Genomic DNA, 24,687 nt, shown 5'->3' on the forward strand with positions numbered 1-24,687 from the left:
TGTTTTATCCGACATAGTTTACCAAGCCATTAATTGAACGAATGTTAATCTAAAAAATAAAAAAGGCCGCGTATTCTCATACGTGGCCTTTTTAAAAGACGGGAGATGGTTAATCCATACTTGCGCCACCGCTAATGCGGAATTTGATGTTAACGGTAATGCCCTGCCCTGGCTTACCGCTCTCATAGCGCCACTTTTTCATCGCCTGCTTCACTTCGCGTTCGAACATGTTGGCCGGCTGGGCAGAGAGGATCTCGACATTATTCACCCGGCCATCGGCATCGACATCAAACTTCACGCGAACGTTGCCGTCCATACGCAGTGCAAAAGCACGCGTTGGGTACTGCGGCCTGTCGCGGCTGATAACGCGCGGCCCGGTATTCACCGATGGCGCCGGCGCTGCCGGGGCAGGTTTCACTGCTGGGGTTGGCGCAGGCTGCACAGGCGCATTGTTTTCAAACGGAGACGCCTGGCGAGGCTCAACCGGCTTAACATCACGCCTCGGCTGCTCGACCTTTTTCACCGGTTTAGGCTTCGGTTTTGGCTTGGGTTCCGGCTTATGAATCACAACTGGCGCCTCTTTCGGCGGCTCAGGTATCGGTTCTGGCTCCGGTTCAGGTTCCGCGACCGGCTGCGGCGGAGGCTGAACAACCTGAGGCTGAGGAGGCTCAAGGTCAGCAGGCGCAACCATCGTGACGCTGATCGGCTGCGAAGGTGCTGGGGACTCAATAACCTGATGTACCGAGGTGTAGAGCAACCCGGCCACAACGGCACCATGAATCCCGACGGAGAGAAGAGTCGGCCACGGAAAGCGGCGAGGTAATTCCAGGGTCATTGACGTCATAATGGTTTCAGTGTCTTTCAAGAGACAACGATTTTAAATGCAAATAACAATCATATTCAACAACGCATTGCCCAAAGGCGCACTTTTTCCTGCTACCTGCGCGAGTTTCCCGCTATTTTCTCAAGGATTTAACATCCTGTTTATCTTTCAATTGCAGTCTGCCCACGGTTCACTTAACGTGGTTTACAACCCAACACCAAGAAGGAAGAGTGCCCGTGCTGTACGTCATTTATGCCGAAGATATTGCTGATTCACTGGAAAAGCGCCTGTCCGTCCGCCCTGCCCACCTGGCTCGTCTTCAAGTGTTACGCGACGAAGGTCGGCTGCTGACCGCAGGCCCGATGCCGGCTGTTGACAGTAACGATCCCGGCAGCGCCGGATTTACCGGCTCAACGGTCATTGCCGAGTTTGCGTCTCTGGCAGAGGCGAAAGCCTGGGCGGATGCAGACCCGTATGTCGCCGCAGGCGTGTACGCTAAAGTTGAAGTCAAACCCTTCAAGAAAGTGTTCTGATTTACCGTTCTGTGAGCCTGCGGTAAGCAGGCTCAATAACCCGTTAGTTTTCCGTCGCCTGTAAATGCTTTTGTCGGAAGTTGTCCCGGCTCAGAGGCCGTGAGAAGAGATAACCCTGTGCCAGCCTGACATTGTTATTGAACAGCATCTGCATTTGCGAAAAGGTTTCCACCCCTTCGGCAATAACGTCCACTTCACTTTCCTGTGCGCACCGGATAATACGCAGCGTTTCCTCGCTGCACGTCGCCTTGAAACAGGAACGATCAAGTTTGATAAAGTCCGTTTCCACCTGCGCCAGTCTATCCTGTAGTTGCTCCACGCTGTGAATATCATCCCAGGCCAGTAAAAAACCGGTCTCACGAAGGCGAGCGGCATTTTCGCGTCCCGCGTCATCCAACATGACGCTGTTATCCGTTATCTCAAGCACGATTCGCTGCACGGGAACAGCCCGCCGTTCAGCCAGGGCAATCACCCGTTCGGCAAACCCGACATCATTCAGCTGCACAGGGGAAAGATTCAAATGTAATAAATAACTGCTGCTGTGCGGCACGATGACATCAGTCATATAACTAAAAGCTGTGGCAATGATGTGTTTGCCCAGCAAAACAATGCCGCCATTTTCTTCCAGCCGGTTAATGAACACGTCCGGGGCAACCAGCGCCCGGCGATGCACGCCCCGAATCAGCATTTCGGTTCCGACACATTTAAAACTTGAGGTGTCAAAAATTGGCTGCAGCACCGATTCAAAAGCCAGGTTTAAGTTATTCTTCATCACGCGATTAACGATGAAGTCTGCACTTTTCTCCATGTAATAACTCCTTATGCAGGCTTTTCTTAGCTGGTTGAGATAACCACTTTATTTTTACCATTGGATTTTGCTTTGTAGAGCAGCTTGTCGGCTTTCTCAATCAGATTTTCGTAGTTCTCTCCACGCCACGGGCAAAGACCTCCGCTGAAGGTGACAGCCAACCCTTGTTCACGCCAGGTTTTATTTTCGACCCGCTTACGCCAGTTTTCCATAATCTCCATGGCTTTAACCTGGTTATCAGAGAAATAAACAAAGGCAATTTCTTCACCGCCATAGCGATAGAGCTTAGCGTGATCGTCCAGTAACCCCATGCCCATATCGGCAATGACTTTTAAAACCGTATCACCAACAAGATGTCCATAACCATCATTTATTTTCTTAAAGTTATCAATATCGATAATACCCAGGCTGAAGGGAGCTTCACGAGTTAATAGGTAATTAACATCGTTGTCAAAACTTCGGCGATTAAGCAGCCCGGTCAAACCATCCGTTAGCGAAGCACTTTTTGCATTTTTTATTTGTTGGCTACTTTCGCTGATCTCACTTAAAATTTCCTTATCTACGCCATCTTTTAGTTCGATTCGACCAAAACGCATCATCGAAACAATATCCACAATCATCGACTTTATCGACTGGCGCATGAACAACCACAGCAACAAATAAATAGCCAGACTCGAAGCGAAGGCTATTAAAATAATCCACACATAATACAACGTGTATTCATTTATTACTTTATTATCAACGGTGAATACCACAAACCAGTCGGGATTCGAGAAAGAATAATAGTAATAATGTTTACCAGTCACTTTATCGTGAAATGAGCCGAGCCCGTTAGTCATTCGGTGAATTGCCGCCTGCGGGACAACCGGCGTGCCTATCGCATCGCTGTCAGCATCCAGTACGGCGCGTCCCCTGCGATCAACAATCGATAAGTGCCCTTCACTCGGGCTCTCCAGCTGGCGCAGCACCTGGCTCAGATTGATCAGATTCAGATCCATGGCAAATACGCCATAGCGCTCACCTTTGTCGTCATGCAATAGTTTGGCTATTGTCACCACGGGTAAGCCATCTACTGCATTGGCATAAATTTCAGAGTAATTAACAAAAGAGCTCTTTGCGCTAAGACGTTCGTACCAGGTGCGGCCTGCAAGAATGTAATTACTGTCTACATAGGATTTGGGAATGCTGTTATATCGACCATCGCGCGTGGCAATGATATACCCGGAAATAGCAGGCAGCATTGATATTGACGCGGTAAGTTTTTTCTCCAGCTCTTCATCTTCAGACTTGACCAATGCTTCAACACATTCGTTGTCCAGCAAAACAGTATTTTGCCATAGTGCATTTTCTAAGGTTTTTAGCTGTTGCTTCAGAAAGAAAGTGGCGACATTATGGACAAAACCCTCATTCTCTTCATTCAGTGTGCTTCCCAGATGATTATAACTTACGCAGGCAATAATAGTGCTAAAGACGACTAACACGGAAATGATAATCACAAACAGGAAATTTATTTTCCTGGCGTAAGAAAAATCCTTTTTTATTAAATCACTGATCACTGATTTTGATATCCTGGCGATATAAGAAAATTCGCGAGGATTATGGCGTTATTTTAGGCTTGAATGATGATCACGATCATTTTAAAAACAAATTTCCGTCATTTGGAAATAAAATTTCAGGGTAAAGGGAAGGTTTATTTCCCAGGGATTTTATGGGCACCGCACGCGGTGCCCGAACTTTATGCCCAGCGATCGTGGATGGCAAACAGCAATGAATTACGCTGCTGATTAACCAGACATTTACGAATGGCATGAATGCGCATATTGCGCCGTGACTGGCTTTCCAGCCAACGCGCCCTGCGCTTTTGCGTTTGACGCTGCATACGCCAACGCCCAACTTCCGTTCTGCTACGTCTCATGTCTACGACTCAATTTCCTAAAAAAGACGTGCCATTATAGAACCTTCTGCCGGGCAAACCATCCGTTTTGCGTATACTTTTAGTATTAAGCAATGAAAGTTCTGCGTACACTCTCAACTCTTCGGTTTCAAAAGGATTTTTAAGGCATGACAACCTTCTATACCGTGGTGAGCTGGCTGGTCATTCTCGGCTACTGGCTGCTTATCGCCGGCGTTACGCTGCGTATATTGATGAAACGCCGGGCTGTTCCATCGGCCATGGCGTGGCTGTTAATCATCTATATTCTGCCGCTGGTCGGGATTATTGCCTATCTCTCCGTAGGAGAACTGCACCTCGGCAAACGCCGGGCAGAACGCGCTCGCGCCATGTGGCCTTCTACCGCTAAGTGGCTCAAAGACCTGAAAAACTGCAAGCATATTTTTGCCTCAGAAACCAGTGAGGTCGCCAGCTCACTGTTCCAGCTTTGCGAGCGCCGCCAGGGGATTGCCGGCGTGAAGGGTAATCAGCTTCAACTGTTAACCAGTTCAGATGACACGATGCAGGCGCTGATCCGCGATATCCAACTGGCGCGCCATAACATCGAAATGGTGTTCTATATCTGGCAACCCGGCGGCATGGCCGACCAGGTAGCAGAATCCCTGATGGCCGCAGCACGACGCGGCATTCATTGCCGCTTGATGCTCGACTCAGCAGGCAGCGTCGCCTTCTTCCGCAGCCCGTGGGCCAATATGATGCGTAACGCGGGCATTGAGGTGGTTGAGGCGCTGAAGGTTAACCTGATGCGTGTTTTCCTGCGTCGTATGGACCTGCGCCAGCACCGCAAAATGGTGATGATCGATAACTATATTGCCTATACCGGCAGCATGAATATGGTCGACCCTCGTTTCTTCAAGCAGGATGCGAATGTGGGCCAGTGGGTCGATTTGATGGCGCGTATGGAAGGCCCGGTCGCCACCGCAATGGGCATCGTTTACTCCTGCGACTGGGAGATAGAAACCGGGAAACGGATCCTTCCGCCACCGCCGGATGAGAACATCATGCCGTTCGAAGAGGCCAGCGGACACACGATTCATACTATCGCTTCTGGGCCAGGCTTCCCGGAAGATCTGATTCATCAGGCGTTGCTGACCTCCGTTTATGCCGCGCGTGAATACCTGATCATGACGACCCCGTACTTCGTGCCGAGCGATGATTTGCTTCATGCCATTTGCACCGCAGCTCAGCGCGGTGTGGACGTGAGCATCATCGTGCCGCGTAAAAACGATTCTCTGCTGGTAGGCTGGGCAAGCCGTGCCTTCTTCACTGAGCTGCTGGCGGCGGGCGTGAAGATTTACCAGTTTGAAGGAGGACTGCTGCACACCAAGAGCGTGCTGGTCGATGGGCAATTAAGTCTGGTCGGTACGGTGAACCTGGATATGCGCAGCCTGTGGCTCAATTTTGAGATTACGCTGGTCATCGATGATGAAGGGTTTGCCGGGGATTTGGCCGCCGTGCAGGACGACTATATCTCTCGCTCACGGCTGCTGGACGCGCATTTGTGGCTAAAACGTCCACTCTGGCAGCGAATGGCCGAGCGACTGTTTTACTTCTTTAGTCCGTTGCTGTAAAACGTGGCGCATCAGCACTCGATAAGTGGATGTAGAGATGGAAATGGATCTGAATAACCGCCTGACCGAAGACGAGACTTTAGAACAGGCTTACGATATTTTTCTCGAGCTGGCGGGCGATAACCTCGATCCTGCCGACATTATTCTTTTCAATCTGCAGTTCGAGGAGCGCGGCGGTGCGGAGCTGTTTGATCCGGCTGAAGACTGGCAGGAGCACGTCGATTTCGACCTGAACCCTGACTTCTTTGCAGAAGTGGTTATCGGGCTGGCGGATACCGACGGCGGTGAGCTGAACGATATCTTTGCTCGCGTCCTGCTGTGCCGTGAGAAAGACCACAAGCTTTGCCACATCCTGTGGCGTGAGTAATCTTTCCTGCGCGGCCTTCAGGCCGCGCGGTTACTTCTCATTGGGCGGAAGATGCTCCCCGCAAGTTTTGCAGTAATGCGCATTGCTGGCATGATCCTGCTGATGACAGCGTGTACATTCCCTCACTGACCGCCTTCTTTGCAAATCCTGTGACATCTGCGCCGTTAATATTCCGGTGGGGATGGCTATCACCGAATAACCAATCAGAATCAGCAGCGAGGCAACAAAACGACCCAGTGCAGTGTGCGGCACAATATCGCCATAACCGACGGTTGTCACCGTCACAACGGCCCAGTAGACCGCTACGCCCAGGCTGGTAAAACCGTTGGCCTTCCCTTCTATGCCGTACATCAGTGCCCCCGCCGCGACCATCACGATGGCAATAAACGAGTAGAACAGGATCAGCTGATTGCTGGCGTTGATCAGACTGCGCCACAGGCTTTTAAGCGCGGGCATATAGCGCAGGAGTTTGAGGATACGCAGCACTCGGATGGCGCGCATTGCTCGCCAGGCAAAATAGTAATGAATGGCAAACTCTGGCCACAGCCACAGGACATAGAGCGGCAGCATGGTCGCCAGATCAATAATGCCCCAGAAGCTAAACACGTAGCGGATGGGCTGCGGCCAAGTGGAGACTCGCAGCAGATATTCACAGGTGAACAGCAGCGTGAAGATGATTTCCAGCCAGATAAACAGCTGCCATTCGCCGTAGGTTAGCCGGGGGTCGCTCCCGACGCTGGACTCGGTAAAAACAACGGCAACGCTGAGCAGCGCCAGCAGGCCGCAAAACGCCTCGAAACGGCGCCCGGAACGGGTGTTTTGATCGAACAGAAAGCGGTAAAGCAACACACGAAGTGATGAAATGTTCCCTGCCACGGTAATCCTCGCAAAAAGAAAGGGCCAGCGCGGTGCTGGCCCCAAGCGAGATTATAGCGGGTCAACCTTCAGACAGGAAACCGCATGGCGGAAACTGCCTTCCAGCACCGGCCGCGTTTTGGCGCATTCCGGGCCGGCAATCGGGCAGCGGGTGCGGAACACGCAGCCAGATGGCGGGTTGATTGGCGACGGCAGCTCCCCTTCCAGCAGCTGGATAGTTTTATTCTTTTCCAGGTCCGGGTCGGGGATCGGCACCGCCGACATCAGCGCTTTGGTATAAGGGTGCAGCGGGTTGTGGTAAACCTCATCGTAGGTGCCCAACTCCACCGCATGGCCCAGATACATCACCAGCACGCGATCCGAAATGTGTTTCACGACAGCGAGGTCATGGGCGATAAAGATTAACGACAGCCCCATTTCGCGCTGCAGTTTCTGCAGCAGGTTAACCACCTGCGCCTGAATCGACACGTCCAGCGCCGAGACCGGCTCATCACAGATGATGAGTTTTGGCTCAAGGATCAGCGCGCGCGCGATGCCGATACGCTGGCACTGGCCGCCGGAAAACTCGTGCGGGTAGCGGTTGACCAGGTTTGGCAGCAGGCCGACTTTCATCATCATTGCCTTCACGCGGTCGCGTACTTCCTGCTTTGGCATTTTTGGATGATAGGTCAGCAGCGGCTCGGCGATGATATCGCCGATGTTCATACGCGGGTTCAGCGAAGCCAGCGGATCCTGGAAAATCATCTGAATATCGCTGCGCACGTCACGCCACTCTTCCGGCTTCATGCCCAGCAGATCTTTACCCAGCCACGCGACGCGGCCATCGGTTGCTTTCACCAGGCCAATGATGGCGCGGGCAAAAGTCGATTTACCACAGCCGGATTCGCCTACCACGCCGAGGGTTTCCCCTTCGTACAGGCGCAGCGTCACGCCATCGACGGCTTTCAGGGTTTTGGAAGGTTGCCAGAACCACTGCTTGCCATCTTTGATGTCAAAATGCACCTTCAGATCGGCGATTTCTAACAGAACTTTTCTCTCTTCTGCAACGGTGCTCATACTAATTCCTCCACCGGTCTAAAGCAGGCACGCAGGCGGCCATCACCAAACTGCTCCAGTGGCGGAGCACTATTACACGCTTCCATCGCAAACTGACAGCGAGGCTGGAACGGGCAACCCTGCGGCAAGCGCAGCAGGTTCGGCGGGTTGCCAGGAATGGTCAACAGAGATTCACCTTCCGCATCCAGACGCGGTACCGCGTTCAACAGGCCGATGGAGTACGGGTGTACCGGCTTGTAGAAGACGTCACGCGCGTTGCCGTATTCCATCGTACGCCCGGCGTACATCACCAGCACTTTGTCGCAGATCCCGGCCACAACGCCCAGGTCGTGGGTGATCATGATGATCGCCGTGTTGAACTCACGCTTCAGCTCGTTCAGCAGCGTCATGATCTGCGCCTGAACGGTCACGTCCAGCGCAGTAGTCGGTTCGTCAGCAATCAGCAGTTTTGGCCGGCACAGCAGCGCCATGGCAATCATCACGCGCTGGCGCATCCCGCCGGAGAATTCGTGCGGGAACATGCGCATGCGTTTACGCGCTTCCGGCATTTTTACTGCATCCAGCATCCGCACAGACTCTTCAAACGCTTCCGCCTTACCGAGTTTTTTATGCAGCATCAGCACTTCCATCAGCTGGTCGCCCACGCGCATGTACGGGTTCAGCGATGTCATGGGATCCTGGAAAATCATTGAGATTTGCTCGGCGCGCAGGCGGTTAAGCTGCGACTCCGGCAGGTTCAGGATCTCTTTGCCGTTGAATTTCGCAGAGCCGCCGATACGGCCATTGGCCGCCAGCAGGCCCATCAGCGCAAAGGCCGTTTGGGATTTGCCCGAGCCGGACTCGCCGACGATGCCAAGGGTTTCACCGGCACGCAGGCTAAAGTTGAGGTCGTTAACTGCCGTGACGTCACCGTCGGGCGTGCCAAAGGTCACGCGCAGGTCTTTAACGTCCAGCAGAACTTCAGATTTGTTCAGTGGAGCGGCCACCGGAGAGGTTTCAATAGTACTCATGGAGGACTCCTTAACGATCTTTCGGGTCGAGGGCATCACGCAAGCCATCGCCGATAAAGTTAAAACAGAACAGCGTAACCACCAGGAAGCCTGCCGGGAACAGCAGAAGCCACGGTGATACCTCCATGGAGTTTGCACCGTCGCTTAACAGCGCTCCCCAGCTGCTCAGAGGCTCCTGCGTGCCGAGGCCCAGGAAGCTCAGGAAAGATTCGAACAGGATCATGCTAGGCACCAGCAGCGAGGCGTAAACTACCACCACGCCGAGGACGTTCGGCACGATGTGGCGCAGAACGATGTTGAGGGTAGAAACACCGCCTACGTGTGCCGCTTCGATGAACTCTTTGCGTTTCAGGCTCAGGGTTTGGCCACGCACGATACGCGCCATATCCAGCCAGGACACCATGCCGATAGCCACGAAGATCAGCAGGATGTTTTGCCCGAAGAAGGTCACCAGCAAAATAACGAAGAACATGAACGGGAAGGAGTTAAGGATCTCCAGCAGACGCATCATCACGGAGTCAATTTTTCCGCCGAGATAACCGGCCAGACAGCCGTAAAGCGTTCCGACAATTACCGCCACCAGCGCAGCAGAAATACCGACCATCAGGGAGATACGTCCCCCGATGGCGACTCGCACCAGCAGGTCACGGCCCGACGAATCGGTACCGAAATAGTGACCGGATGCCATGTCAGGGGCCGCCGACATCATGCCCCAGTCGGTATCAAAGTAAGTAAACTGCGACAGAACGGGCGCAAACGCCACGAACAGCGCAATCAGCGCCAGAACAAACAGGCTGGTGATCGCCGCACGGTTATGGATAAAACGGCGACGCGCATCCTGCCACAGGCTACGGCCTTCAACTTCCAGTTTTTCACTGATGTTTTCCAGCGCCTCGCTGTTTTTCTTAGTCAACATTATGGCCACTCCAGCTTAGTAACGGATTTTCGGGTCGATAACGGCATACAGCACGTCAACGACCGCGTTGAACAGAATCGTCAGCGCACCGACCAGAATGGTCAGGCTGAGAACCAGTGAGTAGTCACGGTTCAGCGCCCCGTTAACAAACAGCTGACCGATACCCGGCAAGCCATAAATTGTTTCAATAACCATAGAGCCCGTGATGATCCCCACAAACGCTGGTCCGAGGTAGGACAGGACCGGCAGCAGCGCAGGTTTCAGAGCATGACGCAGCACAATACGACGCATCGGCAGGCCTTTAGCGCGAGCGGTGCGAATAAAGTTAGAGTGCAGAACTTCAATCATTGAGCCGCGGGTAATACGCGCGATGCTCGCGATGTACGCCAAAGACAGGGCGATCATCGGCAGTATCATGTACTTCGGCGCTCCCCCGTTCCAGCCGCCGCCGGGCAGCCATTTCAGGGTGATAGCGAATATCAGTACCAGCAATGGCGCCACCACAAAGCTGGGGATAACCACCCCCGTCATGGCAAAGCCCATTACCGTGTAATCCCATTTGGTGTTTTGATTCAGCGCCGCAACCACGCCCGCCGTCACACCCAGCACAATGGCAAAGATGAAAGCAGCTGCGCCTAATTTTGCGGATACCGGGAAGCTGGACGCCACCAGGTCGTTGACCGAATAGTCTTTGTATTTAAATGACGGCCCAAAATCCCCGTGCGCCAGCTGTTTTAAATAGCTGAAGTACTGAGTGGTGATCGGATCGTTAAGGTGATACTTCGCTTCGATGTTTGCCATAACTTCTGGCGGCAGCGTACGTTCGCCGGTAAAAGGACTTCCCGGTGCAAGACGCATCATAAAGAAGGAGATCGTAATAAGAATAAAGAGTGTCGGAATTGCTTCCAGACAACGACGTAGAATAAATTTCAACATTGCCCGTACCTTCTGGCCTGTGCCTTTGCAGTGCGATGTAAATAAGACACGATGGGGCAGAATTTATCCACCGGTCGAAACCGGTGGCTCCTGCCCCACGAATTGCCATTAATGTTTGATAATGTACAAGTCTCTTACGTAGACATTATCCATTGGGTCTTTACCGGTGTAACCACCTACCCATGGCTTAACCAAACGGGCGTTAACGTAGTAGTAAACCGGGACGATGGCTGAGTCTTTATCCAACTGTTGCTCAGCTTTCTCGTACAGCGCGGTACGCTGGGCTTCGTCGGTCACTTTCAGCGTGTCGGCAATGATCTTATCGAAGGCCGGGCTCTTATAGTGCGCGGTGTTGTTAGAGCTGTCGGACAGCATGGTGTTCAGGAAGGAAGTCGGTTCGTTGTAGTCCGCACACCAGCCGGCACGCGCCACGTCGAAGGTCCCCTGATGACGGGTATCCAGGAAGGTTTTCCACTCCTGGTTCTCCAGCTTGACGTTCACGCCCAGGTTTTTCTGCCAGATAGATGCCACGGCGATAGCCAGCTTCTTGTGCAGATCGGAGGTGTTGTACAGCAGGTTGAAGGTCAGCGGCTTGTCTTTGGTGTAGCCCGCTTCAGCCAGCAGTTTTTTGGCTTCTTCGTTACGCTTGTCCTGAGACCAGGTGAACCACTCTGGTGGAGTCAGTTTCGCGCCATCGGTATACGGTGGAGTGTAACCATAAGCCGGCAGGTCGCCCTGGTTTTTCACTTTATTCACGATGATGTCGCGATCCAGGCCCAGTTTCAGAGCCGCACGGACACGAGGATCGGTGAACGGAGCTTTCTGGTTGTTGATCTCGTAGTAATAAGTACACAGGTACGGATCGGCGTGAACTTCAGTTGGGATTTCTTTTTTCAGTTTCTGGAACAGCTCAATCGGCAGGTTGTTATACGTCATGTCGATTTCACCGCTGCGGTAGCGGTTAACGTCTGTTACTTCAGAAGAGATTGGCAGGTAGGTCACCTGGTTAATCACGGTTTTCGCGTTATTCCAGTAGTTGGTGTTACGCACCAGAACGATACGCTCGTTCACCACCCAATCTTTTAATTTGTATGCACCGTTGGTCACGATGTTTGCAGGCTGGGTCCACTTGTCACCAAACTTCTCAACAGTGGCTTTCGGCACTGGAGAAACGGATGGGTGAACCAGCAGTTTGTAGAAGTATGGCACCGGCTCGCTCAGCGTGACTTCCAGAGTGTGGTCATCGATGGCTTTCACGCCCAGATCGCTGGTTGGCTTCTTACCGGCGATGATATCGTCGATATTGGTCAGGTGGCCGTACTGCAGATAGCTTGAATAAGGAGAAGCGGTTTTCGGGTCAGCCAGGCGCTGCCAGCTGTAAACAAAGTCCTGCGCGGTGACAGGTTCGCCGTTGGACCATTTAGCGTCTTTACGCAGGTGGAAGGTCCAGACTTTAAAATCTTTGTTGTCCCAAGACTCTGCGACGCCCGGAGATGGGTGGCCCTGCAGATCGCTTACCAGCAGACCTTCAAACAGGTCACGGCTAATATTGGACTCTGGCACACCTTCGATTTTGTGCGGATCAAGAGATTGAGGTTCTGAGCCGTTATTACGGACCAGATCTTGTTTCTCTGCCAATTGCACACCCGCCGGAACATCTGCCGCCATCGCGACATTGCCAGCAATCAGCGCAGTTAAAATGCCCGCTGCTATCAGGCTTTTTTTAGTGATATTTGTCATTGTGTTGGTACTCCACTCATTATAATTACCGACCCGAAAGCCGGCCTCTTCCCCTCAGGGGTCCCTTACAGCGCAGGAGCGTTAAACGTCCGTACGGGATACTGCTTTCCTTACTACTTCGCTATCACCGACTTTATTTTCGGGCCGCTCGATTTGGCAGCCTCATTACGTCGATTCTTTCTGCCGCCGATTGCGTGGTCGACGGCCATGATTTAGTTGTTCGCAGGACATGATTACGCTGCGAAATCATTCTCATCTAGAAAAGAAACATTTTTCAGCGAATTGTTTTGCCCGGAAAGTATCAAAAGCTTCAGATACCCGCCAATACAATTTGCAAATTTGTTAACCATTTCTCTTTTATGGAGAGATTATGGGGAGTGTCATGCAGAAAGGATGTCTATAAAAACCCAATCATAATCTTGATTATCATGGGGTTAGTATACTATCACTGCATTAGAGAGGAGGTCGGTTTATCGCCTGCTTCATCACTCACAAAAAATTAACAATTGATTATTTTTTAGCACATTCCTCTGCGGGAAGGCATGAATTACTAATATCATCTCAATAAACCCGCAGCAAGCCTGATTGCATAACGGATGCTAAATATCATTTCGATCGCCACTTTTCTGTACAGCTTGTTACAACGTCAACCGCTAATGCACGGTTTTCCAAAGCATTTTCTTATGAAAGATTCGCAATTACTTTTGCGATAATGAGGATAGCGAGCAGATGAAATTTTCTTCTACTGAAAGAAAAAAAGCAGAATAGAGATTCTGCTTTTTCATTTGAAGGCGGCAGCGGAATTAACTTGCCAGACCAGGGAAGATGGCTCTGACGCCGGTAACAATAAACTCGATACCCAGAGACATAAGGAGCAAACCCATAATACGGGTGATGACGTTGATTCCAGTTTGCCCCAACATACGTACCAGCCACGGTGCAATACGGAACAGCAGCCAACAGCAAAATGCAAACAGCGCGATGGCAAGGGAGAAGCCCAGAAGGTGGCCCCAGTTATGATAGCGACTTCCCCAGACAATCGTTGAACTGATGGCACCAGGCCCCGCCATCAACGGCAATGCGAGCGGAACAACCCCCACGCTTTCGCGAATCGCGCTCTCCGACTTCTCTTGCTTGTTCTGTTTATCTTCACCCAACTTGCCGCTGATCATTGACATCGCGATGGTGACTACCAGAATCCCACCGGCAATACGAAATGAATCAATCGAAATACCAAAAACTTGCAGAATACCGTCACCCAAAAAAAGCGAGGTCCAGAGAATAATCGCCACCGAGAGGTTGGCCGTGAGGTTGGTTTTATTTCTTGCTGCGGCACTCTGGTAACTGGTCATACTAATAAATACGGGAATGATCCCTACCGGGTTGACCAGAGCAAACATCCCGATAAAGAACTTAATATAGGTGGGCAGGTCGAAAAAGGATTGAGCCACGCAAAACTCCGCAAATGAACAAAGCAAAAGCAGGCGTAATGTAATGGAAAAAAAACCCTGCCGCTACGCTATTTCCTTACTTAATCAGCACCTGCAGCAACTTATTTTAGCATTATGGTGAACTGTTACCTGAATGTTGAATTTATGGTACTTTGTTTTGACGTCGCTGTGACTAAATTTTTAAAGATTTATCAATCACCTGGATAGCGCCTGCTGAATGGTGTCAGCATCAATTAGTTGTGATTTAGATCACGAAAAACCTACTCAGAAGTGAGTACTCTTGGACACATCTGGAAAGCAGGTATCTCGACTAACACAGCTTATTCAGATGAGGCTCTTTTAGTAAATCAGCGCATGAATCCAGGTCATTTTTATGACAGTTTTTTGTCTTAAACACGCATTCTGTGGCTGCTGACTATACTGTCGACTCGCGCAGCTTATTTACTAAAAGAGTTTAACATTATCAGGAGAGCATTATGGCTGTAACTAATGTCGCGGAACTGAACGCCCTCGTAGAGCGCGTAAAGAAAGCCCAGCGTGAATATGCCAACTTTACTCAAGAGCAAGTCGATAAGATTTTCCGTGCTGCCGCCCTGGCCGCTGCCGACGCTCGAATCCCCCTGGCTAAATTAGCCGTCGCTGAATCCGGTATGGGTATCGTCGAAGATAAAGTGATTAAAAACCACTTCGCTTCCGAATATATCTATAACGCTTATAAAGATGAGAAAACCTGCGGTGTGCTGTCTGAAGATCATACCTTCGGTACCATCACTATCGCCGAGCCTATCGGCATCATCTGCGGTATCGTGCCAACGACTAACCCTACTTCTACCGCTATCTTCAAGTCTTTAATCAGCCTGAAAACCCGTAACGCCATTATCTTCTCGCCACACCCACGCGCTAAAGATGCAACCAACAAGGCGGCTGATATCGTGCTGCAGGCTGCCATAGCTGCCGGTGCACCAAAAGATCTGATCGGTTGGATCGACCAGCCGTCTGTAGAACTGTCTAACGCCCTGATGCACCACCCGGATATCAATATGATCCTGGCGACCGGTGGCCCAGGCATGGTTAAAGCAGCATACAGCTCCGGTAAACCTGCTATCGGCGTTGGCGCCGGTAACACCCCGGTTGTGGTTGACGAAACCGCAGACATCAAACGTGCTGTTGCTTCTATCCTGATGTCCAAAACCTTCGATAACGGCGTTATCTGTGCTTCTGAACAGTCCGTCATCGTTGTCGACTCCGCTTATAACGCAGTACGTGAACGCTTCGCGACCCACGGTGGCTACCTGCTGCAGGGTAAAGAGTTGAAAGCCGTTCAGGACATCATCCTGAAGAATGGCGCGCTGAACGCCGCTATCGTAGGTCAGCCGGCCACTAAAATTGCAGAACTGGCAGGCTTCACTGTGCCAGCAGATACTAAAATCCTCATCGGTGAAGTGTCCGTTGTAGACGAGTCAGAACCATTCGCTCACGAAAAACTGTCTCCGACGCTGGCCATGTATCGTGCTAAGAACTTTGAAGACGCTGTGATCAAAGCGGAAAAATTGGTTGAGATGGGCGGTATCGGCCATACCTCTTGCCTTTATACCGACCAGGACAACCAGCCTGCACGCGTTAAGTTCTTCGGTGACAAAATGAAGACCGCACGTATCCTGATTAACACCCCAGCGTCTCAGGGTGGTATCGGTGACCTGTATAACTTCAAACTGGCGCCTTCTCTGACGCTGGGTTGTGGTTCATGGGGCGGTAACTCCATCTCCGAAAACGTGGGTCCTAAGCACCTGATCAACAAGAAAACCGTTGCTAAGCGAGCTGAGAACATGCTGTGGCATAAACTTCCGAAATCTATCTACTTCCGCCGTGGCTCCCTGCCAATTGCGCTGGATGAAGTGATTACTGATGGCCACAAACGTGCGCTGATTGTGACCGACCGTTTCCTGTTCAACAACGGCTATGCCGATCAGATCACCTCCGTGCTGAAAGCCGCTGGCGTTGAAACTGAGGTCTTCTTCGAAGTTGAAGCTGACCCTACCCTGACCGTTGTTCGCAAAGGTGCTGAACTGGCGAACTCCTTCAAACCAGACGTGATCATCGCGCTGGGCGGCGGCTCCCCAATGGACGCAGCCAAAATCATGTGGGTGATGTACGAACACCCAGAAACCCACTTCGAAGAACTGGCGTTGCGCTTTATGGATATCCGTAAACGTATCTACAAGTTCCCGAAAATGGGCGTAAAAGCGAAAATGATTGCGGTGACCACGACTTCCGGTACCGGTTCTGAAGTGACACCGTTTGCGGTTGTTACCGACGATGCGACTGGCCAGAAATACCCACTGGCCGACTATGCACTGACCCCGGATATGGCCATTGTTGATGCCAACCTGGTGATGGATATGCCTAAGTCGCTCTGCGCCTTTGGTGGTCTGGATGCGGTGACCCACGCGCTGGAAGCTTACGTTTCCGTCCTGGCAAGCGAATTCTCTGACGGCCAGGCTCTGCAGGCACTCAAACTGCTGAAAGAAAACCTGCCAGCGTCCTATAATGAAGGCTCTAAAAACCCGGTTGCCCGCGAACGCGTTCACAACGCCGCGACCATCGCCGGTATCGCGTTTGCTAACGCCTTCCTGGGCGTGTGTCACTCCATGGCTCACAAACTGGGTTCTCAGTTCCACATTCCTCACGGTCTGGCGAACGCCCTGCTGATCTCCAACGTCATTCGCTATAACGCCAATGACAACCCAACCAAACAGACTGCTTTCAGCCAGTACGACCGTCCACAGGCTCGTCGTCGCTACGCTGAAATTGCAGACCATCTGGGTCTAACCGCAGCGGGCGACCGTACCGCGGCTAAGATCGAGAAACTGCTGGCATGGCTGGAATCCATCAAGGCTGAACTGGGCATTCCTAAGTCCATCCGTGAGGCTGGCGTACAGGAAGCAGACTTCCTGGCACACGTCGACAAACTGTCTGAAGATGCGTTTGATGACCAGTGTACCGGTGCTAACCCGCGCTATCCGCTGATTTCTGAACTGAAACAAATTCTGCTGGATACCTACTACGGCCGTGAGTTCGTAGAAGGCGTAGCGACGAAAGAAGCCGCACCTGCAGCAAAAGCTGACAAAAAAGCGAAGAAAACCGCTTAAACATTAGCACTTAAAACACAAAACCCGCCGAAAGGCGGGTTTTTTTATGCCTGAACGCAATGTACAGGCCACTGCGGCACGTTTAATAACGAGGCAAGGAATACGCCCCGTTTAAATTAACTGCCCTGCATCTCCTGCAGAGAGCCTTTAATTAGCGCTTCTTTATAATGCTTGCGGCAAACCGAGACATAACGCTCATTACCGCCGATCACCACCTGCTCACCTTCATTATAAGGTCGCCCGTCCTGATCGAGACGAAGCACCATGCTTGCTTTACGCCCGCAAAAACAAATCGTTTTCAGCTCAACCAGCTTGTCGGACAACGCCAGCAGGTACTGGCTGCCGCTGAATAACTCACCGCGAAAATCCGTACGCAGGCCGTAGCACAAAACGGGAATATCAAGCTCATCGACAACGTCAGATAAAGCATAAACCTGTTCTTTAGATAAGAACTGGCTTTCATCCACCAGCACGCAGTGTACGGGCGCAGATTGCTGCTCTGCACGAATGTCGGCATACAGGTCCGTGGTCGAATTATAAAGCCTTGCAGGGGAAGACAGGCCAATACGCGAACTGACTTTTCCCACACCAAAACGATTATCTATCTCTGCGGTATACACCAACGTGCGCATTCCTCTTTCCTGGTAATTCCAGGAGGACTGAAGCAGCGCGGTTGATTTTCCCGCATTCATTGCTGAGTAGTAAAAATAGAGTTGAGCCATTGCACCTGTAGCCTGAATCAAAGTGTAAATTATGTTTCGGCGGATTGTACCACACAGTACGACATCAGTGGATTGCCGATTACCTTGCTAAAGATCCGGGTTAATTGCATCAGATATATTAATAAATCCCGCTTATACAGCGGGTAATAGTTGTAGCCGTGCAGATATGGAACGGCTACAGCGGAGGCCTTCCCGCACGTTTATCGCGCGCCCGTGAAATTATTCAGCACCTCAATTATTATAAATTGTAAACGACCTGCAGCGCTCATAAACATTAATACACTCGCATGATATTTGATGATTAATGCGAAATTTCTATCTTTCTCTGCCTGCAACAAACCCTTTTGATGCCAGGGTTGTTGTCTAAAATTTGAGTCTTAAAGTGCCATTTCGCGTGGCCTGGAAGCCAGAAATTAAGTTAACGGTATTTAAACCGCCGCATATATATCAGCAAATTTTGAATTCCTTACATTCACGGCTATTGCAGAACTTAATATAACGCTCTATTATTAGCTCAAACGTCACCCCCCAATAATAAGTTTGAGATTACTACAATGAGCGAAGCACTTAAAATTCTGAACAACATCCGTACTCTTCGTGCCCAGGCAAGAGAATGCACCCTGGAAACTCTGGAAGAGATGCTGGAGAAATTAGAAGTTGTCGTTAACGAACGTCGTGAAGAAGAAAATGCAGCGGCGGCTGAAGTTGAAGAGCGTACTCGTAAACTGCAGCAATACCGTGAAATGCTGATTGCTGACGGCATCGACCCTAACGAACTGCTGAACAGCATTGCTGCTGTTAAATCTGCAGGTAAAGCGAAGCGCGCTGCGCGTCCTGCTAAATACCAGTACATCGACGAAAACGGCGAAACTAAAACCTGGACTGGCCAGGGCCGTACCCCAGCAGTTATCAAGAAAGCAATGGATGAGCAAGGTAAGAAACTGGAAGACTTCCTGCTGTAATCCACTCAGTGCTGCTTATTAAGATCCCGCTCCGGCGGGATTTTTTATTTGTGACGCACCTCATTTTTATGCCCCGGCTATGCATTGCTTCAGTAAAACAATCCTATAACAGCTTACGTTTCTTTATTAATGAATCGTATCTAATATCTTTAGATACAATACCTGTCCTTTAGTACAGTTAATTTCGCTCGCTAATCATCAGGTTAAGCCCGAAACTGATTTATCTGACGTTAAGATAATCCTTTTCCTGAGCCGATATACTCCGTAAGCGTTATCAACTAAAAAGTAAACATTGCTACATAATGTTGAATCATAGCCTGAGGAAATGCTTTCCTGCCTAAAGATCTCATTAACGATGATTATTAAGCATGGCTTACGTGGTTTTAATCTTCTTAAAACGACCCGCCTGGAACCTCCCGATCCACCTCGTTTCAGTTTGCTTAAGTATATTCCCGCCCTTTGAGTCATGAATATTCATCCTTTTGCCATTTAACCTGATGACCAGCCTTTATGCACACATCGCGGCCAGACGGTTAAATAACGAGCACAAAACTGTATTCCGGCGTGGAGTATAAGGACGTTAGATGGCTGTCAGCAAAACGCACCGATGACGGGCTGAAATAGCCTGTAGACAAGCTGTGGCGAGGATTTAAAAGCTTACGGGTAGCCAAAGATGGATATCGTGACCGGCAGCGCACAGGTTCTCTGAGAGTCCTGTCGTGCCGATCACGTTAAATAACAAAAGGTGGGTATTTCTTAGACGATATTAATGGAGGCACCACGACCGATTGCGTAATAAACAAAACCACGTTTATTCAGTCTTTCTGGATCATAAAGGTTACGGCCATCAAAGATAACCGGTTGCTTCAGGGACTTCTTCATGAGGTCGAAATCCGGTGCCTTAAAGCTCTGCCATTCGGTACAAACTACAAGTGCATCAGCGCCCTGCAGGGCCGCCTCTTTGGTCCCCATCAGCCTTAAATCACTACGGTGACCATAAATACGCTGAGTTTCGTCCATGGCTTCCGGATCGTAAGCCTGCACCTGTGCACCACGTTCCCAAAGTGCCTCGATAAGCACGCGGCTGGAAGCTTCACGCATATCGTCTGTATTCGGCTTGAAAGACAGTCCCCAAAGCGCAAAGGTTTTGCCTTTGAGATCCTGGCCGAAGTGGCGAGTCACGAATTCAGGCAACTTTTGCTTCTGAGCATAGTTAACTTCTTCGACCGCCTGCAGAATTTTAGGCGTGTAGCCAATCTGCTCCGCGGTGCGAATCAGCGCCTGAACATCTTTCGGGAAACAAGAACCACCGTAACCACAGCCAGGATAGATGAAGCTGTAGCCAATCCGGGAGTCAGAGCCGATACCCATGCGTACTTTCTCGACATCAGCCCCGAGACGTTCGGCCAGGTTAGCAATTTCGTTCATGAAGCTGATTTTGGTCGCCAGCATGCAGTTAGCGGCGTATTTGGTCAGCTCGGCGCTGCGGATATCCATCAGAATCATGCGATCGTGATTGCGGTTGAACGGTTCATACAGTTCACGAAGCAGCTCAACCACCTCTTCGTTATCCGTCCCGATGACGATGCGCTCAGGACGCATACAGTCGGCAACCGCGGCACCTTCTTTCAGGAACTCCGGGTTAGAAACCACATCAAAATTAATCTCCAGACCGCGAGATTTCAGCGTTTCTTCCATCACCGCACGCACTTTGTCTGCCGTGCCAACTGGAACCGTTGACTTGTCGATGACGACTTTATGTGAATCCATATACTGCGCAATGGTACGCGCAACGGCTGTCACATATTTCAGGTCAGCGGAACCGTCTTCATCCGGTGGAGTCCCCACGGCGATGTAGTGCATTTCACCATGGTTGACGCCCTCTTCAGCGTTGGTACTAAACTGCAGGCGCCCTTCTTCATAATTTTTCTTCACCAACGGCGCAAGGCCTGGCTCAAAGATAGGGATTTCGCCTTTTTTAAGGTTTTCCACTTTCTTTGCATCTACGTCAATACACATGACGTCATGCCCAACATCGGCGAGCACGGCGGCCTGGACTAGGCCAACGTAGCCAATACCAAATACGGTAACTTTCATCTTACCATCCTGCGTTGAATGAACTTATTTCTTCGCGCCAACGGTGGCTTCAAGCCAGGTTTTAAAGTCCGCACCCAGCGTGTTATGACGAATACCGTACTCAACAAACGCCTGCATATAACCCAGTTTGTTGCCGCAGTCGTGGCTCACGCCCTTCATGTGGTAAGCTTCAACGGTCTCTTTTTCCATCAGCATGGCAATAGAGTCGGTGAGCTGAATTTCATCCCCGGCACCTGGAGGGGTTTTCGCCAGCAGCGGCCAGATATCCGCGCTCAGGACATAACGTCCGACAACGGCCAGGTTTGACGGCGCAACGTCAGCTTTAGGCTTCTCAACAATCCCGACCATAGGGACGCTGTCACCTGCAGAAAGTGCGACACCTTTGCAGTCAACCACGCCATATGCAGTCACATCCGCAACAGGCTCAACCATGATTTGGCTGTTCCCTGTCGCGTCAAAGCGGCGGATCATTTCAGCCAGGTTGTCCTGAGAAAGATCGGACTCAAACTCGTCCAGAATTACGTCCGGCAGGATTACCGCTACCGGCTCATCACCGACAACAGGGTGTGCGCACATGACGGCGTGACCCAAACCTTTCGCTAGCCCCTGACGCACCTGCATGATGGTGACGTGCGGCGGGCAAATAGACTGTACTTCTTCCAGAAGCTGACGCTTAACACGTTTCTCAAGCATGGCTTCCAGTTCAAAACTGGTATCGAAGTGGTTCTCAATAGAGTTCTTCGAAGAGTGGGTAACCAGCACAATTTCAGTAATACCGGCAGCGATACATTCATTAACGACATACTGAATCAGCGGTTTATCAACCAGCGGCAGCATCTCTTTTGGAATTGCCTTTGTTGCCGGCAACATACGCGTTCCCAACCCCGCAACCGGGATAACAGCTTTTCTTACTTTAGAATTAATGGCAGCCATCGAAAAAACCTCCAGGACTGTTCAAGTTTCACACTTGTCGTCAATTTAAAAACGCGGTTGAGTATATCAGCTTAAAAACAAAAACCGCCCCCCGTTTACTCCGGCAGCGGCTAATTTAAGACAAATACGATTAGGTTGAGCGCGATATTACCACCGCCCGGGTGCCAGGAAAAAAGCTAAATGTAATCAGTTGTTCCGTTGTTTATTCCGCAGACAACATCAGGCGTAAACGTCCACCTGAACCCCACACCTGACATTGCCAGGCTTCGCATCGCTGGCTGATTTGATTGAGGTAAGCGTTGCCCAGCGTACCCAGCGGCACGCCGTTGCTGACCTGAATTTGGTGCTCGCCGGTATTTAAGGTTGCATTAAGCCCGGCTGAGACCAGGATGAGGTTTTTTAATCCGCTGTGATAATAACCAACAATGAGCGGAAATTGTCCGCTCAGGTTTGCCTGACGCAATAGCTGATTGACCTGTTTAAGTAAATTACCCAACTCAGGTAAACGCTGCCCTTGATGGGAAAGCTGTTCCTGTAATAATCCATTGAATAATGCTCTGAGTAACAGCGCCGCTAATACACCGTTATCGCCGGCGCGGGTAACATCGAGGCAATAAAAAGCCAGGTCATTATCTGAAAGTGGCGCAATATCGAGCACCAGGCCTGGCTGGTCGACAGAGATTAACTGGCGATAATTTATTCGGCAACGTGACATAACCTGCTGGACCGGCGGCTGGAGTTCCTGCAACAGCTTCGATGCAGCCTGAGGATCCCGTGCCAATGCGTCCCAGTCCTGAAACAACCGCTCCTCTTCTTCTACCCGTGAATTAAACATTGCGGGGTAGATACAGGAGAGTACGGTCTCTTTTAATCGATTAAGATCTTTAATGGGTTTTAGCAATACGTCCTGCACCCCGAGCCGCAAAGCCTGGGCTATATCAGACATATTTTCCGTCGCCGAAATAACCAAAATAGGTGTTTGATTACCTTCATTGCGGATATGCTCTACCAGCTCGAGTCCGTTCATTCTTGGCATCGCCAGATCGCAAATCAGCAGGTCCGGCGTAAATTGCCCCAGCTTCTCAAGCGCATCCATTCCGTCCCACGCAAGCAGCGTGCCTGCGCCAAGCGACGTCAAATAGCTGTCCAGCAGAGAGCGGAAAACGGGCTCGTCTTCAACAATGAGGATCTGTTTTCCTTCCAGCGGGTAACTCATGCGCATTCCTCTGCCTGGCAATATTTCAATAGTGGCACGGTATCGCAACGAGCGCCTGTCAGTAACGGGTTAAGTATTAACTTAATCATGAGTACGAACCAGCGGCAGTAGCTCATCCATTTTTTTCTCAACCGCCAGACTCCCTGCCACAATCGCCTCGGACGCACGATGGAAGTCGAGCGTGGAAATCTGTGGGCAAAAGGGCTGCAGAAGAATATCAGGGGGATCGCCCGCCATACGGTTACGCTTGAGCCGGTTTTCCAGTACCTGAATCGAGGTGGTCATGATCTCCATCGCCGTCGGCGTGACGTTCGCCCTACGATGGGTCATTTTCCCCAAACGCTCCCGTAAACGACTGCGCCAGGACGCAGGCTGCGCCAGATTTTCTTCCCCGGCTGGCGTCATATTCACCGACAGCAGATCTTGCTGCATCAGATGTGCATCGTGCTGTAAATCCACCGCGATAACGATATCCGCACCCAGCGCGCGGGTGAGCGAAATCGGCACCGGATTAACGATAGCGCCATCCACCAGCCAATAACCGTTGTGCGCAACGGGAGACAGCAGCCCCGGCATGCTGCAGGAAGCGCGAATAGCCTGATGCAGGTCACCGTCGGTAAACCACAGCTCTCGCCCGGTACTCAGGTTGGTGGCCACGGCACCAAATCTCATGCCGCAGCCCTCAATAGCGGTTTCTGGAATGATTTTACGGACATTGTTAAACACACGCTCGCCGCGAAGCAGCCCACCGCGACGCCAGGAAAGATCCATCAAGCGCAGAACATCCCAGTAGCTGAAAGAGCGCACCCACCGCTCCATCACCGGCAACCGCTGGCTGGCATAGGCGGCACCGACCAGCGCGCCGACGGAACACCCTGCCACGATATCAATCTGAATCCCTGCTTTTTTTAACGCATTGATAACGCCAATGTGCGCCCATCCTTTGGCCGCACCCGACCCTAGTGCCAGGCCGATCTTTACCTGTCTCATCACGCCTCGGTCAATCTTCCCCGGTAATCACTCCGTGACGCCAACGCCACCGCTCAGTTAACATAAGTGCTGCCGTCGTATTATTGGCGTCGTTTATTTTTTCCTGGAGATATTATGTTGCAACTTTGTCCCTGTGGCAGCGGTTTGGAGTATAGCTTATGTTGCCAGCCTTACCTAAGCGCAGCCCAGCATCCGCAACGCCCGTCACAGCTTATGCGCTCTCGTTACACCGCTTTTGTGAAGCAGGATGCGGATTATCTTGTTGCAAGCTGGCATGAGCGCTGCCGCCGCCCGTCTTTAAAATCAGAAATATCCAGCGGCTTCGGTGACACGGAATGGCTCGGCCTGACTATATATGAAGAGGCCGAGGGCAAAGATGCCAACGAAGGATTTGTGAGCTTTGTTGCCCGTTTTCAGGAAAACGGCAAGCAAAGCGCAATAATCGAACGTTCCCGTTTCGTCAGGGAAAGCGGTCAATGGTACTATATCGACGGCCTCCGTCCGCAGTTCGGTCGTAACGACCCCTGCCCTTGCGGTTCAGGAAAAAAATATAAAAAATGCTGCGGATGATAGCCTTCAC

22 protein-coding genes are annotated in these 24,687 nt (G+C 51.1%); 6 read left to right on the forward strand and 16 right to left on the reverse strand.

Annotation, left to right across the window (positions count from 1 at the left end; genetic code table 11):
* Positions 1–109: 109 nt before the first annotated feature.
* Entirely contained in the window at positions 110–835 is a 726-nt protein-coding gene (tonB, locus tag LH23_RS18005) for a TonB system transport protein TonB (protein ID WP_039296853.1), read from the reverse strand.
* Positions 836–1,059: 224 nt separating this feature from the next.
* Between tonB and LH23_RS18010 the strand changes: the two genes are divergently transcribed.
* The gene (locus LH23_RS18010) at positions 1,060–1,356 is read left to right on the forward strand and encodes a YciI family protein (RefSeq protein WP_039294141.1); all 297 of its coding nucleotides are present in this window, start codon (positions 1,060–1,062) and stop codon (positions 1,354–1,356) included.
* 43 nt (positions 1,357–1,399) lie between these two features.
* Here LH23_RS18010 and LH23_RS18015 read toward each other — a convergent pair whose 3' ends face one another.
* From LH23_RS18015 to LH23_RS18025, 3 genes are all read right to left on the reverse strand, one after another.
* A complete protein-coding gene (locus LH23_RS18015; RefSeq protein ID WP_039294143.1) occupies positions 1,400–2,164 on the reverse strand; it encodes an EAL domain-containing protein in 765 nt (254 codons plus the stop codon).
* A gap of 26 nt (positions 2,165–2,190) precedes the next feature.
* Positions 2,191–3,720, reverse strand: coding sequence for a sensor domain-containing diguanylate cyclase (locus LH23_RS18020; RefSeq protein ID WP_039294145.1), 1,530 nt, complete (start codon positions 3,718–3,720; stop codon positions 2,191–2,193).
* 179 nt (positions 3,721–3,899) lie between these two features.
* On the reverse strand, positions 3,900–4,079 hold the full coding sequence (locus LH23_RS18025; protein ID WP_008454259.1) for a YciY family protein: 180 nt from the start codon (positions 4,077–4,079) through the stop codon (positions 3,900–3,902).
* Positions 4,080–4,225: 146 nt separating this feature from the next.
* Here LH23_RS18025 and cls point away from each other — a divergent pair, with 146 nt between their 5' ends.
* Both cls and LH23_RS18035 read left to right on the forward strand, forming a co-directional pair.
* Positions 4,226–5,686, forward strand: coding sequence for a cardiolipin synthase (cls, locus tag LH23_RS18030; protein ID WP_039294147.1), 1,461 nt, complete (start codon positions 4,226–4,228; stop codon positions 5,684–5,686).
* Positions 5,687–5,723: 37 nt separating this feature from the next.
* Positions 5,724–6,053, forward strand: a complete 330-nt coding sequence (locus tag LH23_RS18035; protein ID WP_008454257.1) for an HI1450 family dsDNA-mimic protein — start codon at positions 5,724–5,726, stop codon at positions 6,051–6,053.
* 30 nt (positions 6,054–6,083) lie between these two features.
* On the opposite strand, the gene LH23_RS18040 is transcribed toward LH23_RS18035, so the two are convergent.
* The 7 genes from LH23_RS18040 to LH23_RS18070 form a co-directional block, all read right to left on the reverse strand.
* The gene (locus LH23_RS18040; protein ID WP_039294148.1) at positions 6,084–6,929 is read right to left on the reverse strand and encodes an ion transporter; all 846 of its coding nucleotides are present in this window, start codon (positions 6,927–6,929) and stop codon (positions 6,084–6,086) included.
* A gap of 51 nt (positions 6,930–6,980) precedes the next feature.
* The gene (gene oppF / locus LH23_RS18045; RefSeq protein WP_039294149.1) at positions 6,981–7,985 is read right to left on the reverse strand and encodes a murein tripeptide/oligopeptide ABC transporter ATP binding protein OppF; all 1,005 of its coding nucleotides are present in this window, start codon (positions 7,983–7,985) and stop codon (positions 6,981–6,983) included.
* Positions 7,982–8,995 carry an ABC transporter ATP-binding protein gene (locus tag LH23_RS18050; protein ID WP_039294150.1) on the reverse strand — a complete coding sequence of 338 codons (1,014 nt, stop codon included), beginning with the start codon at positions 8,993–8,995 and terminating at the stop codon, positions 7,982–7,984. Before LH23_RS18050 ends, oppF begins: the two co-directional genes overlap by 4 nt.
* Before the next feature lie 10 nt (positions 8,996–9,005).
* A complete protein-coding gene (gene oppC / locus LH23_RS18055) occupies positions 9,006–9,914 on the reverse strand; it encodes an oligopeptide ABC transporter permease OppC (protein ID WP_039296855.1) in 909 nt (302 codons plus the stop codon).
* A gap of 12 nt (positions 9,915–9,926) precedes the next feature.
* Positions 9,927–10,847: an oligopeptide ABC transporter permease OppB gene (oppB, locus tag LH23_RS18060; RefSeq protein ID WP_008454251.1), complete on the reverse strand. Its 921-nt coding sequence runs from the start codon at positions 10,845–10,847 to the stop codon at positions 9,927–9,929.
* Positions 10,848–10,955: 108 nt separating this feature from the next.
* Complete coding sequence (gene oppA / locus LH23_RS18065; protein ID WP_008454249.1) at positions 10,956–12,587, reverse strand: oligopeptide ABC transporter substrate-binding protein OppA; 1,632 nt, start codon at positions 12,585–12,587, stop codon at positions 10,956–10,958.
* An 803-nt stretch (positions 12,588–13,390) separates the two neighbouring features.
* Positions 13,391–14,038, reverse strand: a complete 648-nt coding sequence (locus LH23_RS18070; protein WP_039294151.1) for a YchE family NAAT transporter — start codon at positions 14,036–14,038, stop codon at positions 13,391–13,393.
* Between the two features lie 476 nt (positions 14,039–14,514).
* Here LH23_RS18070 and adhE point away from each other — a divergent pair, with 476 nt between their 5' ends.
* On the forward strand, positions 14,515–17,187 hold the full coding sequence (gene adhE, locus LH23_RS18075; RefSeq protein WP_039294153.1) for a bifunctional acetaldehyde-CoA/alcohol dehydrogenase: 2,673 nt from the start codon (positions 14,515–14,517) through the stop codon (positions 17,185–17,187).
* Between the two features lie 116 nt (positions 17,188–17,303).
* On the opposite strand, the gene tdk is transcribed toward adhE, so the two are convergent.
* On the reverse strand, positions 17,304–17,909 hold the full coding sequence (gene tdk, locus LH23_RS18080; protein ID WP_039294155.1) for a thymidine kinase: 606 nt from the start codon (positions 17,907–17,909) through the stop codon (positions 17,304–17,306).
* A gap of 554 nt (positions 17,910–18,463) precedes the next feature.
* Between tdk and hns the strand changes: the two genes are divergently transcribed.
* Positions 18,464–18,871 carry a histone-like nucleoid-structuring protein H-NS gene (gene hns / locus LH23_RS18085; protein WP_008454242.1) on the forward strand — a complete coding sequence of 136 codons (408 nt, stop codon included), beginning with the start codon at positions 18,464–18,466 and terminating at the stop codon, positions 18,869–18,871.
* Between the two features lie 756 nt (positions 18,872–19,627).
* On the opposite strand, the gene LH23_RS18090 is transcribed toward hns, so the two are convergent.
* The 4 genes from LH23_RS18090 to rssA all read right to left on the reverse strand — a co-directional run bounded on the left by LH23_RS18090 (position 19,628) and on the right by rssA (position 24,107).
* Positions 19,628–20,968 (reverse strand): UDP-glucose dehydrogenase family protein, encoded by a 1,341-nt coding sequence (locus LH23_RS18090; RefSeq protein WP_039294157.1) that lies wholly within the window; start codon positions 20,966–20,968, stop codon positions 19,628–19,630.
* A 24-nt stretch (positions 20,969–20,992) separates the two neighbouring features.
* Entirely contained in the window at positions 20,993–21,901 is a 909-nt protein-coding gene (galU, locus tag LH23_RS18095; protein ID WP_039294159.1) for a UTP--glucose-1-phosphate uridylyltransferase GalU, read from the reverse strand.
* Between the two features lie 202 nt (positions 21,902–22,103).
* Positions 22,104–23,117 carry a two-component system response regulator RssB gene (gene rssB, locus LH23_RS18100; protein ID WP_039294161.1) on the reverse strand — a complete coding sequence of 338 codons (1,014 nt, stop codon included), beginning with the start codon at positions 23,115–23,117 and terminating at the stop codon, positions 22,104–22,106.
* Positions 23,118–23,198: 81 nt separating this feature from the next.
* Positions 23,199–24,107, reverse strand: coding sequence for a patatin-like phospholipase RssA (rssA, locus tag LH23_RS18105; RefSeq protein ID WP_039294162.1), 909 nt, complete (start codon positions 24,105–24,107; stop codon positions 23,199–23,201).
* A 114-nt stretch (positions 24,108–24,221) separates the two neighbouring features.
* On the opposite strand from rssA, the gene LH23_RS18110 reads away from it, so the two are divergent.
* Positions 24,222–24,677, forward strand: coding sequence for a YchJ family protein (locus LH23_RS18110; RefSeq protein WP_052050335.1), 456 nt, complete (start codon positions 24,222–24,224; stop codon positions 24,675–24,677).
* Positions 24,678–24,687: the final 10 nt, after the last annotated feature.

It is taken from the genome of Cedecea neteri, assembly GCF_000758305.1.
In the GTDB taxonomy this organism is placed as follows: domain Bacteria; phylum Pseudomonadota; class Gammaproteobacteria; order Enterobacterales; family Enterobacteriaceae; genus Cedecea; species Cedecea neteri_C.

Bases quoted from the DNA above. Each gene is read 5' to 3' on its own strand.
- tdk (WP_039294155.1), bottom strand. From the start codon at position 17,909: ATGGCTCAACTCTATTTTTACTACTCAGCAATGAATGCGGGAAAATCA.
- cls (WP_039294147.1), top strand. From the start codon at position 4,226: ATGACAACCTTCTATACCGTGGTGAGCTGGCTGGTCATTCTCGGCTAC.
- tonB (WP_039296853.1), bottom strand. From the start codon at position 835: ATGACCCTGGAATTACCTCGCCGCTTTCCGTGGCCGACTCTTCTCTCC.
- hns (WP_008454242.1), top strand. From the start codon at position 18,464: ATGAGCGAAGCACTTAAAATTCTGAACAACATCCGTACTCTTCGTGCC.
- LH23_RS18110 (WP_052050335.1), top strand. From the start codon at position 24,222: ATGTTGCAACTTTGTCCCTGTGGCAGCGGTTTGGAGTATAGCTTATGT.
- LH23_RS18035 (WP_008454257.1), top strand. From the start codon at position 5,724: ATGGAAATGGATCTGAATAACCGCCTGACCGAAGACGAGACTTTAGAA.
- oppB (WP_008454251.1), bottom strand. From the start codon at position 10,847: ATGTTGAAATTTATTCTACGTCGTTGTCTGGAAGCAATTCCGACACTC.
- oppF (WP_039294149.1), bottom strand. From the start codon at position 7,985: ATGAGCACCGTTGCAGAAGAGAGAAAAGTTCTGTTAGAAATCGCCGAT.
- rssB (WP_039294161.1), bottom strand. From the start codon at position 23,117: ATGAGTTACCCGCTGGAAGGAAAACAGATCCTCATTGTTGAAGACGAG.
- LH23_RS18015 (WP_039294143.1), bottom strand. From the start codon at position 2,164: ATGGAGAAAAGTGCAGACTTCATCGTTAATCGCGTGATGAAGAATAAC.
- adhE (WP_039294153.1), top strand. From the start codon at position 14,515: ATGGCTGTAACTAATGTCGCGGAACTGAACGCCCTCGTAGAGCGCGTA.
- galU (WP_039294159.1), bottom strand. From the start codon at position 21,901: ATGGCTGCCATTAATTCTAAAGTAAGAAAAGCTGTTATCCCGGTTGCG.
- LH23_RS18025 (WP_008454259.1), bottom strand. From the start codon at position 4,079: ATGAGACGTAGCAGAACGGAAGTTGGGCGTTGGCGTATGCAGCGTCAA.
- LH23_RS18090 (WP_039294157.1), bottom strand. From the start codon at position 20,968: ATGAAAGTTACCGTATTTGGTATTGGCTACGTTGGCCTAGTCCAGGCC.
- oppA (WP_008454249.1), bottom strand. From the start codon at position 12,587: ATGACAAATATCACTAAAAAAAGCCTGATAGCAGCGGGCATTTTAACT.
- rssA (WP_039294162.1), bottom strand. From the start codon at position 24,107: ATGAGACAGGTAAAGATCGGCCTGGCACTAGGGTCGGGTGCGGCCAAA.
- LH23_RS18050 (WP_039294150.1), bottom strand. From the start codon at position 8,995: ATGAGTACTATTGAAACCTCTCCGGTGGCCGCTCCACTGAACAAATCT.